Raw genomic sequence first — 13358 nt, forward strand, 5'->3', positions numbered from 1 at the left:
TTAGCATTGTAAAACAGCTAAACCTGTAGATGATAATGCTGGCATCTAGGGCTGAAAAATTGATACCTTAATAAGTAAATTAGAGATCTGATCACATTTTTTAGGTTTGTAAGAGCAAAATTACTCTCTTTCAACAGGTTTGAGATAGACTTTAAAAGTTGTCACTCAGATTGCCAATATAGTCACTTAATATCTATCATTAGCGCTATTATTGCGTTGAACCAAATGTCATCGTTTACAAATAGGCATAATATGAAGGCATTCACACTAACTATTTTAGTTATTGCAGTACTATCTTTCTTTTTCTTACAGCCAGCGTTCTCTCTAGATGCTTCACTAAAAAGTCAAGGTGAAAAATTTACGCGCAGTAGTTTAATTAAACAAAAACAAAAATATTGGATGGATAAGAGAGAAAAGGATTACCAGCTTGCTCCAATACAAAATCAATTAGAATTAGAAAAATACTTAGAGATTACTCCAACTGAGAAATCACCTTTGAATGCATTATCGGAAATAGAAAGAGAAATATTTATTAATAGTTTGACTTTTACTAGTAGAGGAATAGCTGGATTTGACTATAGCGTACTTAGCTATGGTCCAACGGCTACAGAAGTCTACAATATACTTGCATTATTTGGTTTTCAATCCAATACCCCATATTTACCAAACTTAACAGTAGCATCAGAATCAGATAGCTCAATAATGGCAGTAGCAAAAATTATGCAGGGCGACTTTGTTTTATTGGATAGCCTTTGCATATGGAATACTGATATTAAACAGTTCTTTTGTGGACAGCACGGGCTTGAAATTTGTTTCCCAATGATTTGTTTGTAAATAATCCGTGTTTTGTAATTCGGTATTTTCCTATATATTGCAGTACATAAATCCTAGACCCCCACTAAAAGCGACACACTTGGTGATAGCCAAGGAGGAAAGTTGGCTGTAGGCTGGTTAACTTCCACGCAAATAAGCCAGCAATCCCATGGAACCTGCACCAGCCAGCTGACCCTCAACGAACGATATCAGATTTAAGTCCTCAACGGGCCAGAACTATACAGCCAGAGCCATTGCGCAACAACTCAGTCGTTTAAACAAAACCATTTCTCGTGAACTAAATCGCTGTAGCCTTTATAGTGCGAAGAGCGCTCACTTACTATATATGGGCAGGTCGACATCGTGTGCGTATGGTCCTGTGTATTTCCATAATGTCGCTATCAAGTCCCACTTCATATTAAAGCCAATGTAGAAACGTCTAGTCGACGTTGGAAAATTTAAGAATGTGGCTCTAATTGCATGTCTGAGAAAGTAATTTATCATCCTGACTACCATGGTGAAAAACAACACCTATTGGGATGAAAATATTGCTTAAAAGCTTGACGAGTAACCATAGTCATTTGTTATGTGGTATGTCTTCATGCCAGCCGGCACGTGAGTACCGGACAGGGGGATGCTTTGGTTAGCACTTGGGTGTTGCCTTAGATGATCATAAAGCTCTGGGCGACTCTTAAGCTGATTAAGCAATTCGAGAGGACGCTGGCGGACTTCGCCAAAACGATACCCGGAGGCGGTTTGCGTTATCGTCTCAAGTGAAACCGAGATCCGCGCCGGCCTATCGGCTCACTCGCCACGCACGAGTAATTGCAGGTCCTCCGGATTCCCTTCGATAAGGCGGCTAAGGGATTCGGCGCGAGAGATCCGACCGTCTCTTAGCGTGTACAGGCTGATTACCTTGATTGTGAGCTGTTGGCCATCTTTCGCCTTCGCGCGCACCAGATGCACATCAGCTATCCGATCGCCCTCGCCAATTACGGAAAGGTAATCGAATCTGACGGCCGAGTACTCCATACGGAACAAATTGATACGCGAATCGAGTTGGGATCGCCCAATCGTTGTGTCGTCGATAACCTGCACGAAGTCTTCGGTAAAGTAGCGGTCGGTGACCTTAGAATCAGCGTTTGGATCACATACCGCTTTGGCCATCTCATCCAGAAACGCTTCGCCCTGTTCACTATTCATTTTCGATTCTTCTCCGTTCGCGTCCGATAGTGGTCGAACGCATGGACAGACATCTACCACTGTCTAACGCTAAGGTTGACCGAGCTGTCATGCAGCTCGCTAAAAATATTACAAAATAGGCGGAGCCTATCCCGCGAGTTTGATTATAGCGGCTTTGGGCCAACGCTCTGTGATGCGCAAGTGGGTCAGCTTAAACCTTTGGTATCCGGGTGGCAGTAAAGAGGACCGCGATTTGGACACTTATGGATGATGTTCGAATCAGACTGGTGTGCTGAGCCCGATGATGTATCCTCAATAGCTCGCCGCTTAAAGGCGAGCTGGCAATCGAAGCATGCAAACTTATTTAAGAACTCAGTCATAGTGTATAGCGTGTGGTGAAGGGGTGGGCCATACAATGAACCTTTGATCTTGACTTCAAGTATCCTCATTCACTAATTTTTGAATATAAATATTCGTCGAAGTATTGGCCATTTTTACATGACGCTTTTCGAAGAGTACCTTCATACAAATAGCCATTTTTCTCTAAGACTCTAATAGATGCACCATTTATGGAAACTACAGAAACAAATAACCGGACGATATCTGTATATTTAAAAAGCACATCCGTAAAGACTCGAACTGCCTCAGTAGCAATTCCATTGTTCCAGAACTTCCTTCCAATCCAGTAACCCAGTTCAGCGCCGCAGCTATATTCAAATTCACCTACCTTAGCCGATATACATCCTACAAGCTCTCCATTGTACTCGATCTTTTTTATTAGGCTTGAATTCTCACTATTTTCAACCCACCAACGAGCATCACTCACTGTATAAGGTTGAGGTATGGCATCTGTTATATATTGCGTTACCTCATTATCATTAAGGTACAACATTAGTGAATCAATGTCAGACTTATCAAACTGTCTTAGCTTAAGCATTTTTTAGAAACTCTACCGTAGAGACTCATGAACGACAGCAAATTAAGAAGGTGATCCTATGTGAAGGACCGTATTATACCCTTGTCAATCGTAAGTATCGGGCGTTTACTAGTAATGTCATTCTCTCATTATAAATGAGATCCGAGACCCTGGGATAAACCTAGGTTTTTTCACACATCTATCCTAGTATTCAACAATTATTTCATGCGTAACAAGGGAATTGAAATCTTCAGAATAACGTTGAAGCCTATGTCTTATGTGCAAACCGTAATCCTTAATCCCTCTGATTCCAACCTTATGGCCAACAATTTTTTTGCTAGTGGGTGTAAAGTCGAAGTGTCTATTTCTTTAAGCCTACGTTTTCCTAAGCGCTTATCTAGTGTGGCTAGGGATTGAATCAGTGGATTCTCGGAGTTTATAGCTTCATCAATTTTGAGGGTATGAACGAATTCCCAGCAGGCTTGATAGGCATCTTGTCGAGATAACTCTCCATACTCCACCTCACCATAGGATAGTTTCTGCTTTTCACTTACATGCTCAGGTACATCGGAATCAGTAACCCAGCGATTATCTTTTCTATAGAAATTACCACTCGCTCTATTCCAAAAGGCCCTTGTACAGAAGTTTGCTATGACCTCTTTATCAAGAGTCAACCAGGCATGTCCACATGAACAGTTTCCATAACTGGTACTGTTGATAGAGATACGGCTATCCAGGGATAGAGAAAATTTTTCTTCAACTAGAGATTTGAGCTTGCTCCATTTCATTGGGTGATACTCCTAATTACCAATAACATCTCACGGACAAATGGATTCGAATGCTGTGGCCAATCAAAAATTAGGGTCCGGATAACTACATCCTTCTAAAAGAGAACACCAGAACTCTACGCTTTTGTTATATGTTACTTTTATAGGGTTGTCCATATCTAAATGTTTGATCCATGGAGCATATAGATACTTATTAAGATTAATACCCAATTGAGAATAAACTAAGGCTTGAGTAAAGAATCCGAACGTATACAAACTTAACATCATCAAAAATAAGATTACTATCTTCTTCATTTGGTTATCATATATATCAGCTGGATTAAAAATCATTAATACTCATAGATGCTATCTAGTCGAGGATCTAAGGACATCAACATCTGGATAGATCGCGGCTGCGCGCGCTCTATCCTTCCTAGCTATGCCTATTGCTTATCGACCTCGTTTTCCCGTTCTTCTTCAATAGCCTAAGGCTTCAAGGTATGCTGAAATGGAGTTCATAATTTTTTCGTTAAAAAATTCAACTCCTTCACTCTATTGAGTTTTTGCCCCGTTATTTTCGTCCTCAATTGACGCGATATCATAGACCAAAAGAAACGACAGATATGCTCGGCTTGAGATTTTTTTTAAAATAATACCGCTTTGAAGGAATTACAGACCAAGTTCGTCATCTCACTTCTTTGCGTAGAACTCTGCATATTCTTTTTCTTCTAGAAATTTATAAGTAATCATAGGTAAGAAACACCCTTAAACCGGTGTTGAGGTTTAAATAAAAATTAACTTCTGGAAAGAAACGTTCGGTGCCGTAACTGACTATGATCTTAATCCTTGCCTAGCCCTTTAATTTTTATATATACCCTACTAAAAAATTAAAAATAACTAGAATTGAATCTATTTTTAGAAATGTGGAGGTTTTCTATTTCCAGTCCACAAAGTGACCAGACAGTTACAAATACCTGCCTTGTAAAAAAGCCCATTAATGTGAACAGGTTCAACTTATTGTTGTAAAGTCACCACTTTATAATTAAGCGAAAGCCAATACATAGGATCCCATGGTATGGTTCGAGCATATATTTCTTAAGAATGACTATAAAGTGGATTTTAAACAAGTTAGATATTTCCTTGAGCTGGCAAACACCAGAAGTTTTACTCGCGCAGCTGAAAAGTGCCATGTGTCGCAACCTGCATTAACACAAGGCATCAAGAAACTGGAAACTGAGCTTGGTGGGAGCTTAGTGTATCGTGAAGGTCGCTTAGTAGAAATGACAGAGCTGGGGCGTAGTTTACGCAGTAGCTTCGAGCAAATTGACCGAACACGCCAACTGGTAAACATGACAGCACGCGCTATCACCTCTGGAGAAGCTAGCGAGTTAAATATTGGCGCCATGTGTACTATAGGCCCTAAAGCACTATCCGGGATGCTAAATCAGTTTCACCGGAACAATCCTGGTATATCTATCGTAATTCACGATGTAACACCGCCCGCCGCCGAAGAGCTCTTATTAACCGGGAACCTTGATGCCATTTTCTGTTTTCCTCAGACTGTAGTACACCCGAGAGTTCAGTACCTTCAATTGTTTGAGGAGCCAATGGTTGTGGCTTGTCCGTCCGACCATGAGCTACTAAAGAATGATTCAATCTCCATTTCTGATCTCACAAACCAGAAATATATTGAGCGCTTACATTGTGAGCTACGACAAAGAGGGCAAATATTCAATAAAGAACAGGAGCTAGCTCTCGATATCATATTTCGTAGCGAGCGTGAAGATTGGATTCAGTGCTTAATTAGGGAAGGTGCTGGGGTTAGTGTGATCCCACTACACTCCCTAATAAAGCCAGATCTTGATTATCGCCCCTTAGCTGACCCACCCTTGTCACGTAGAGTAGGCCTAGTCACCATCAATAATGTTATCGGGCCGCCCGCATTGAACAAGTTTGTAGATGCCGCGGACAGCTTTGACTGGAACTCCTTAGAACAAACGAAAACCAGCATAATAGCTGATGAAATATTTTGATTACCTTAGGTCCGGTAATTTGAGTGGAGTAACCAAAGGTCTGTAAAGATCCATAAACACCATGTCTTCTGATGCATTAGCCATATGGCAGCCTGCACAGTTGGCAATATCCATTACTTTTGTGCTAGCGGCATATGGGGGCGCGTGATGGCCAAAGTTAAAATACCCCCATCCATTTGACTCTTGGAATCGTGTAGAATCTTTAACAGAAACATCCATTCCATAGACCGGTCCAGGGAAATACCCTCGTCCCGAAGATTCATAGCGTGAACCATCCAGTTCGGTTGCCTTACCTCCGGTAAGCTGCAACTCTTTCAACATAATGGTTCCTTCCGGCCATTCACCATGTTTACGATAATACTCAAAAGCCCTGGGTTGAACATAAACATTGTGATACTCAGGGAAACTGGCGTTCCCTCCATTAAGCCCATTTGGAGTTATTGGAGAGCCAATAAATACCCAGCGCCGAAAGTTCTTTGGCTGCACTAACTCCAGTTTATTATCACCAATCCACATAGGTTCAATGTCAATATGTTTATAGCTGGTTGCAAATGTAGACGGGGAACTTTTATAGCTTTCACTCGCAAGGGTTGCTACAGCATAGTAAAATACTATCGCAGTCAAAGTACCTAAAATAATTTTTCCAGGATTTTTCATAATATTCACCCACTATGCAATATAGACTTCCATCTGTTTGTTGAAACAATATAGCTGGTGATAAATATATGAAACTACCTCCGAAATGCCCAATAGGTATACATAATGAAACTATAAGCGAGACTTATAGTTGCTGAGTTGAACCCACTATTTGTCGATCTTTTCTTAGCCTATAAGATATACAAGGCATACAATATACTGCTCTATCGTGTCGGTCTGCCTGCAGATTCTTTACGCTCCAAACTAAACTTCTTACAGAATATCTCAATGGTCTATTCTGGAATTTTCCTCTCTCTTCTTCAATTTTTCAGGCGTTAACCTAATGCCTGCTTAATGCTGTGAAAATCCATTTCGGCGATAATCTCGTCAATATGTTGTTACGCCTGAGCTGGGGTTTGCAAAATTTCCGCAAGGGACTTTGGCGCGGGTGCCAGGTAGGTGCTGGCCAGGGCACACAGTAACAATAGAGAGGCTAGGAGGGGGAGGTGCTAGTGACAGTCTTTTTAGGAGCATGCCAAGTGTGTCTGGTAGCAAAACTTTCAAGGCTTTAGAATATCGAAGTCTTTTCTATCGTGAGAAGAAAGACATATAGAGTTATGGTTTTTATACTCAATTGGTTTTAGTTACCATCTGAGAGTTAGTAAAGAGTAGCTATATAAGCCATCATTTTTATCGATAACTAAAACTCCCTAAATGTAAAAGTGCAGAATATAGGCACAAAAATGATCTTATTGGATTTTATTCAGTTTGTTTTAGTGTCAAAGCTGCGTAAAATCGATAGATATTTATTGGTATTTTGGCCGGAATTGGGTGGCCTTTTGAAGGCCGATGACCAAAGACCAAAGGGATTCGAGAGAATCAAGACATCTAAGAGTTTTCTAAAGAACCATCTTCTCACAGGAGAACGGTAGCGTGACGTAACAGTAAGTAAAAGGCGCTGACCCAAGGTGCAGCAACACCAGGGGTCAGCTAACCAAATTGATAACCCAAGTATCAAAATGGCTATATGGATCATACGCTAGAAACCCGCTCGTCTTCAATAAAGTGGAGTACATTCAGCGGCTTGGAACGATTCCCCAAGCTCTGGAAGCGTTGTGCCTGCCTTTTCTTCTTCTATGCCTACCGTTCCCGCGCACCACCCCGTATTTCCTTACAGCGTTACTTTCTCATCCTTCCATCAGAGAAGGTCTACCCATGGTTTGAATATCATTAGGAAATCAATATGTTGATCTTAAAGCGCCGAACTGGTGAAAACTTAAGGATTGGAGCTAATGTCTCAGTTACAGTGTTGGAGGTTAAGGGTAATCAGGTAAAGATAGGAATACGTGCTCCCAAATCTATACCCGTTCATCGTAAGGAAATATATACACGTGTTCAAAAGTAGCGAGCGCTTGGGGATCACAATCGCGAGGATTTAGTTGTGACTATGAAAATCTCAAAGAAGCGGCAAATTACCTAACCTAAAATGGAGTAATTTACCTGCTTTTCTACCTAAACTTGTTTTGTGATTTAGTTTAACCATTTTGTGTAAAACTATAATTTTAAGATCACGTATGACTGTAATAATCTTCGAGAGTGGTACGTAGCCCTGAGTGGATGAATCATCGGATTTTGACGGTATTGGAGAAGGGTGGGGAGTGTTGGTTTCCGAAAGATATAAGCCTGATTGAAACTTTTTGTGCAGGCTGGGCACGGCGACCTTTCTCAAACAAATAAGTAGGAGTTTTGAAGTTGAGTTAGCATAAACTATAGATCTGTAATTTATTATTTAGTTATATTTGAGGAACTCCGGCAAATATATGGATATTGTCTCGGCACTAAAAATTCATATTGTTACTAGCCCAAACAGAATTACTAAGAAGATCAAGCACGGATAGCCAATCAATTTAAACTAGTAATAATAATGTCACCCATTTCAGCAATGAGGTTATCAAAATTACTATGGAAAACCAATAGATTAATATAACACTAAGAATGTACAGCCATTTACTATAAGTAAGCATTCCATTGTGAACAACTTGCAGCTTAACTGCTATATATGAGTGTTTGGTGAATCGATAATAAAATAATAACCATAATATATTTGTTAGTAAGCCGGCTTTCCATATATTTTAAGGCAAAAATTCTCAATTTTTATAAATCAAGTATCCCATAAACGTGTAGTCAGACGCGCCTCACCAGAAACTATAAGCAGTGCTTATAGTTCTTTCCCAAATGCTTATTGGTCATCCCAAGAATAACTACATATATTCTGCTGAAGTCGATGGTTCACGCTTTGAGTCATGATGACTTGGCTGTTATTCCTGAGGAGTTTTATGACATGGATGTTTCGACAAATGAATCTATACGGATTTTTGAGTACAAGAGTTGGAGCTATTTTAAGCTTGGACATCATGCTCCTCCATATGCAGCTAGCACCTAAGTATCTAATGTTGAGAATTACTGTATGGCTAATGCTTCATAAGAAATGGCCTTATTGGGCTTCTATTGGATATTTTTTGCTATATCTGAGCTGCATAATTTTATGGCGCAAAACCCAAGAGAAATTTTTAAATTGTTAGTATAAGGAGGTGGGATAAAAATTAAATAACTATTATTTATCTACAGTAAGCGATTTAAATATATAAGTATTGCGTACTGATATAAAAATCTATTTTAAATTAAAGATTGAGGACAAGGTCTTGATAAATATGAAGCTTATAAAGCTAGGGTTTTGTTTAGGGGTTACTTGGGGATTTGCTACCTCTCAGGCTCAAGCAGTTCCTCTTACAGGTGCATGCTATGACTATGCGTCTAGAGAAAGCACGTCGCAAGTCTCATACGATGCAAGCACAGTAGGAATTCTACTTGCCAATAATTTGATATCTACTGCGTTAGGTGCAAATGATGCATTTGTAACGGCTAAGACAATATACCCATTTGTATACAGTGCCGTAAAGGGAGGAGTGATAGAGGAATCGACAGATGGGGCTGATGCGGATCTTGTGAGCTGTCTAGAAGAATTCAATACTAGAATTTCTTCATTGGAGTCAGATCTGATAACTGATCAGGTAGATGAAATCTACTCAATAATCGACACTGCTGAAACAGACATAAAGGCTGGCCGAGACTCGGGTCATCTAACTGCAGCAAGCGATCTAGGCACTCTAGCAACTAGTATTGGTCAGAAAATTATTGATAGACTTGGTGAGCCTGACGAGGGTTCAGAATCTAATGCAACCTATGATGCCTTAGTAGAATCAGCAATTCCGGGTTTTATTTCTGCAATTCAAATGGAATTTTTGCATAGAGCTGAATTTGATCGATATTGTTATTTGCTGGATAACCCACCCACCTGGAATGAAGTAGAAGTTGATGAGCTGGTTTCGTATGACGTTTTGGACGATATATATTCTGGAGCAGAATTGATCGAAAATTTGTTGGCAGAAGGTGATGATTCAGACTGTGACCTGGGTTACAGCTCTTTTGATTCTTATAAAAGTATAACATCAGGCTATTATAATGAAGTGCTAACAGCGATAGGTATTGAAGTTTCTGAAAGCAGTAAAGTGCCTGGATTGATCACTACATCGGTTAATTTTACTGATTCGGACTTGGCCGATTATCGTGAAGCGTTAATTAGTAACTGTAGTGGTAGTGATAAAAGATCTTGTTTCACTGATGATTATAGGGGAATAACTGCTTGTCAAACAGGCGCGACAGACGAAGCGCCAGAAAAGTGCGAGAGTGCTAGAGAGTCATATATTTCTGACTATCTTGAAAATGAGTCGCCATTTCATACCTATGACTCTGAAGTGGATAGAAAATATAGGCTACATAACTTAGCTTATGTTGTGGATACCTGGGACTTAAATAATTTAATTATGACTCAATATAGCGGTGCTGGCGGCGAAGCAGATCCTGAAACATATCATTCAGTAAATCTTAAACATGAGCCCAGTAATTTATGCGCTGATAGATCGATGAGTGTAGAAATTTATTGTGACTCGGATGCGACCCAGTTTGTTTTCACCCCAAATTCGGATGGTTATCTTATTACCCTTTCTGGAACTATGCGTAATTTCAAAGATGGAGGAGATGGGAAAGGATTTTATTATACCACTGGAAGTGGTGATATTGCTACTTGGTATGTGGAATCAACAGATGATGGATTATATCAAATAGAAAATAAATACACTGGCAATTGTTTGGCGATTGACGAGAATAATAATATTACAGTCGATGACTGTGATGCTGACTCTGCAATGTGGGATATTAATGGAACAATAATTCCAACAACAGATGCAACAGGTTTATTTGTACGTTTACGTAGTTTGGAAGAGGGAGAGGAAGAGTATTGCTTAGGAGGCGAGTGTGACGAGTATGATCTACAAATAATGGCACACAATGGAGGTTATAAAATAAAAAGTGTATCTACAGGTACTAATTTAAGCCTTGATGGAAACTTAACCTGGTACTTGAAGGATAGGGATAATGATGGAAAATTTGAGCTGAGCAATAAAACTTCAGGGTTGTGTATTACCGTTAACGAAGGTTTAGTGTTCGGAACCTGTGAGGATGGAACAGGATCGGAAGTGTGGATGCTTGATATACCGGCATTACCTACTACTGAGATATTGGCTATGAGCAACTCAGATGCGAATGATTACTGTCTTGGTGAATATACTACATTATCTGGTAGGTCAGGTTACGGGTTTGGTGGCTGTTCTTATGTAATTGTTCAAGAACATAACGGAGGTTACTTAATCGTTAATGCTGAGGATGGTACTTACATGGAAGATTTAGATCTGGGTACAGGCTATGATAGTCTTTCACCAACAACAACTGTTTCAGACTCCAGTATTTGGGATTTTATTGGCCCATATACGGGTGATGTTTATCAGATTAAAAATAGGGAAACAGGCGAGTGCCTGGGAAGCACCGAGGTATTATCAAATACTTTTAGAGTTTCCAAATTAGATTGCTCCTCTGATTCATCTAAACTCTGGTCACGCTAAGTTAGAAGCTGCACCAGCTTTTTAGCTGGTGCATTTTAATATTTTGAGTACTATCATTAATTTCAGGGTAATGGAGTAGAACAGCTCACACTTCAAAATTGCCAGTGCATTACATGTCATAAATGTTGACCATCGTACAGGGTGGCTCTATTTTTAAGCACTAGAAGAAAACAATGCCGCCACCGCCAACAAAGTAGCCACCCAAATCCCACAAAGAATCTTCCAGAAAAGGGAAGCATCCCCTTTCTCAGTGGGATCTTCCCTTAGGTAATCCGGGTTGGGGTTAGCGAGGTCGCGCATAAATTCCGTCAGCGTGGAGTAGCGCTGTTCCAGGTCGATACTGCATCCCCGTTCCAGAGCACGGTCAAACCAGATGGGGACTACTGGATTAAACTGACTGGCGGTGCGGTAGCGCAGGCGTTCGAAGTCGGCGTGGGAGCGGCAGTTTTCTATTGCCTCGCCGTAGGGCAGTTCGCCGGTAAACATTTCGTAGGCAATAGTGGCGAGGGCATAGATATCGCCGCGAATACCGCTGTTGTGCCCAAGGATATAGTGGGGGTCGGAGTAGCTGGCGGTGCCCAGCGCTTCCGGGTGCTCCAGGGGGCGGAAAATCTCGGCACTGCCGGCTACGTAGACTGAGCCGAAGTCGATAATTTTTACCCGCCCATCGCCGTCGATCATGATATTGCCCGGGCGCAAATCCTGGTGAATGGTTTCCTGATCGTGGAAGGCCTGTAGCCCGGTGGCAATCTCCTTAAGGATGCGAAACGCTTCCGCCGGTTTGGGAAAGCGGTTATTGGTGATCCACTGCTCCAGGGTGCTGCCCTGCACATACTCCATCAGGTAATAGAGCGCGGTGCGCGGCCGGGTCTGGCGGTGTAGGCGCACTACCTGGGGGCTGCGAATACGCAGGCCTATCCACTCCTCCTGAATAAAGCGGTCGATATAGTGGATATCGTCCTCGTAATTTACCGAGGGGGTTTTCATTACCAGGATTTCCCCGGTGGCACTGTCGCGCACCAGGTACAGCTGGCTGCGCTGGGAGGAGAACAGCTCCCGTTCCACCTGGTAACCATCCAATACCATGCCTGGTTCCAACTCCGGCGGGAAGGGTAGGCGGGTAAGCTGGCGGCTGTAGTCGTCCAGGGTGGTTTGTGGCAATGCTTTTACCTTTACCACTAATGCGGAGAGATTATCGTCACTGCCGTTTTCCTCGGCGAGGCGCACCAGGGTTTCCGCTGTTTCCTGTTCGCTTATTTCGGTATCTGCCAGCAGCTCGCGCAGCAGATCCTGCTTGATAAAGTCGTGCACGCCGTCGCTGGTAATCAGCAGTACATCGTCCTTAGCCAGGCTTAGCTGGCCGTAATCCACTTGCAGGCCGGTATCCATGCCCAGCGCGCGGGATAGCATCTGTTGGCGGTGGGCCAGGGTGATGTTGTGGTCCCGGGTGAGGCATTTAAGGTTGTCACCGCGCAGGTGATAGATACGGCTGTCGCCGATATGGAAATAGTGGGCGGTGCGGGATTTAAAAATCAGGGCAGAGAAGGTGCAGAGGAAGCCCTTTTCCTGTTGGGGAAAGTCATGGCTTTTGCGGTATAGCTTGCTGTTAATGGAGGCGAGGATTTTCTGTCCGGCGTGGGCTACAGACCAGGTATCCGGCACCTTGTAATAGTCCCGCACAAACTGCTCGGTGGCGGTGTGGCTGGCGAGGGCGCCGGCTTCGGCAGAACTGACTCCGTCTGCCAGTGCGGCGACTGCGCCCAGGTATTCCTGCAAGTGCGGGTTGTCTGGCCAGTGATAGATTGCGGCATCTTCATTCTGCGGTTTGATGCCTGCACTGGTGCAGAGGCCGTGGCTCAATTGCGGTGTCTGGGCTTCGGGGTTTGCCTCAGTTTCTGTTTGCACCCCGGAATTGGTTTCGCTCACAGCTTTCTCCACTCTCTTTTCGTCCCCTCAGGCTGATGGCGAAAAACAAAGAAGGGCCATTGGCCCT

Annotated in this window: 9 protein-coding genes; 4 read left to right on the top strand and 5 right to left on the bottom strand. The window is 42.2% G+C overall.

Features of this window, described 5'->3' with window-relative positions; all coding sequences use genetic code 11:
* Positions 1-252: 252 nt before the first annotated feature.
* On the top strand, positions 253-834 hold the full coding sequence (locus ACJJI0_RS16120) for a hypothetical protein (RefSeq protein ID WP_444883380.1): 582 nt from the start codon (positions 253-255) through the stop codon (positions 832-834).
* 783 nt (positions 835-1617) lie between these two features.
* On the opposite strand, the gene ACJJI0_RS16125 is transcribed toward ACJJI0_RS16120, so the two are convergent.
* The 3 genes from ACJJI0_RS16125 to ACJJI0_RS16135 all read right to left on the bottom strand — a co-directional run bounded on the left by ACJJI0_RS16125 (position 1618) and on the right by ACJJI0_RS16135 (position 3699).
* On the bottom strand, positions 1618-2016 hold the full coding sequence (locus ACJJI0_RS16125; protein WP_444883381.1) for a nuclear transport factor 2 family protein: 399 nt from the start codon (positions 2014-2016) through the stop codon (positions 1618-1620).
* Positions 2017-2440: 424 nt separating this feature from the next.
* Positions 2441-2932 carry a GNAT family N-acetyltransferase gene (locus ACJJI0_RS16130; RefSeq protein WP_444883382.1) on the bottom strand — a complete coding sequence of 164 codons (492 nt, stop codon included), beginning with the start codon at positions 2930-2932 and terminating at the stop codon, positions 2441-2443.
* Positions 2933-3186: 254 nt separating this feature from the next.
* A complete protein-coding gene (locus ACJJI0_RS16135) occupies positions 3187-3699 on the bottom strand; it encodes an SF0329 family protein (RefSeq protein ID WP_444883383.1) in 513 nt (170 codons plus the stop codon).
* Positions 3700-4790: 1091 nt separating this feature from the next.
* On the opposite strand from ACJJI0_RS16135, the gene ACJJI0_RS16140 reads away from it, so the two are divergent.
* The gene (locus tag ACJJI0_RS16140) at positions 4791-5711 is read left to right on the top strand and encodes a LysR family transcriptional regulator (protein WP_444883384.1); all 921 of its coding nucleotides are present in this window, start codon (positions 4791-4793) and stop codon (positions 5709-5711) included.
* Here the strand turns inward: ACJJI0_RS16140 and ACJJI0_RS16145 are convergent, their stop codons facing one another.
* The gene (locus tag ACJJI0_RS16145; RefSeq protein ID WP_444883385.1) at positions 5712-6368 is read right to left on the bottom strand and encodes a cytochrome P460 family protein; all 657 of its coding nucleotides are present in this window, start codon (positions 6366-6368) and stop codon (positions 5712-5714) included.
* A 1222-nt stretch (positions 6369-7590) separates the two neighbouring features.
* Here ACJJI0_RS16145 and csrA point away from each other — a divergent pair.
* Both csrA and ACJJI0_RS16155 read left to right on the top strand, forming a co-directional pair.
* The gene (gene csrA, locus ACJJI0_RS16150; RefSeq protein ID WP_444883386.1) at positions 7591-7752 is read left to right on the top strand and encodes a carbon storage regulator CsrA; all 162 of its coding nucleotides are present in this window, start codon (positions 7591-7593) and stop codon (positions 7750-7752) included.
* A gap of 1246 nt (positions 7753-8998) precedes the next feature.
* Positions 8999-11365 (top strand): hypothetical protein, encoded by a 2367-nt coding sequence (locus ACJJI0_RS16155; protein ID WP_444883387.1) that lies wholly within the window; start codon positions 8999-9001, stop codon positions 11363-11365.
* A gap of 153 nt (positions 11366-11518) precedes the next feature.
* On the opposite strand, the gene ACJJI0_RS16160 is transcribed toward ACJJI0_RS16155, so the two are convergent.
* Positions 11519-13291: a bifunctional protein-serine/threonine kinase/phosphatase gene (locus ACJJI0_RS16160; RefSeq protein ID WP_444883388.1), complete on the bottom strand. Its 1773-nt coding sequence runs from the start codon at positions 13289-13291 to the stop codon at positions 11519-11521.
* Positions 13292-13358: the final 67 nt, after the last annotated feature.

The sequence above is a fragment of the Microbulbifer mixtoriginis (SeqCode) genome (genome assembly GCF_052466695.1).

Excerpts from the sequence above, each read along its gene's own strand:
- csrA (WP_444883386.1), top strand. The coding sequence starts at position 7,591 with ATGTTGATCTTAAAGCGCCGAACTGGTGAAAACTTAAGGATTGGAGCT.
- ACJJI0_RS16145 (WP_444883385.1), bottom strand. The coding sequence starts at position 6,368 with ATGAAAAATCCTGGAAAAATTATTTTAGGTACTTTGACTGCGATAGTA.
- ACJJI0_RS16130 (WP_444883382.1), bottom strand. The coding sequence starts at position 2,932 with ATGCTTAAGCTAAGACAGTTTGATAAGTCTGACATTGATTCACTAATG.
- ACJJI0_RS16135 (WP_444883383.1), bottom strand. The coding sequence starts at position 3,699 with ATGAAATGGAGCAAGCTCAAATCTCTAGTTGAAGAAAAATTTTCTCTA.
- ACJJI0_RS16125 (WP_444883381.1), bottom strand. The coding sequence starts at position 2,016 with ATGAATAGTGAACAGGGCGAAGCGTTTCTGGATGAGATGGCCAAAGCG.
- ACJJI0_RS16120 (WP_444883380.1), top strand. The coding sequence starts at position 253 with ATGAAGGCATTCACACTAACTATTTTAGTTATTGCAGTACTATCTTTC.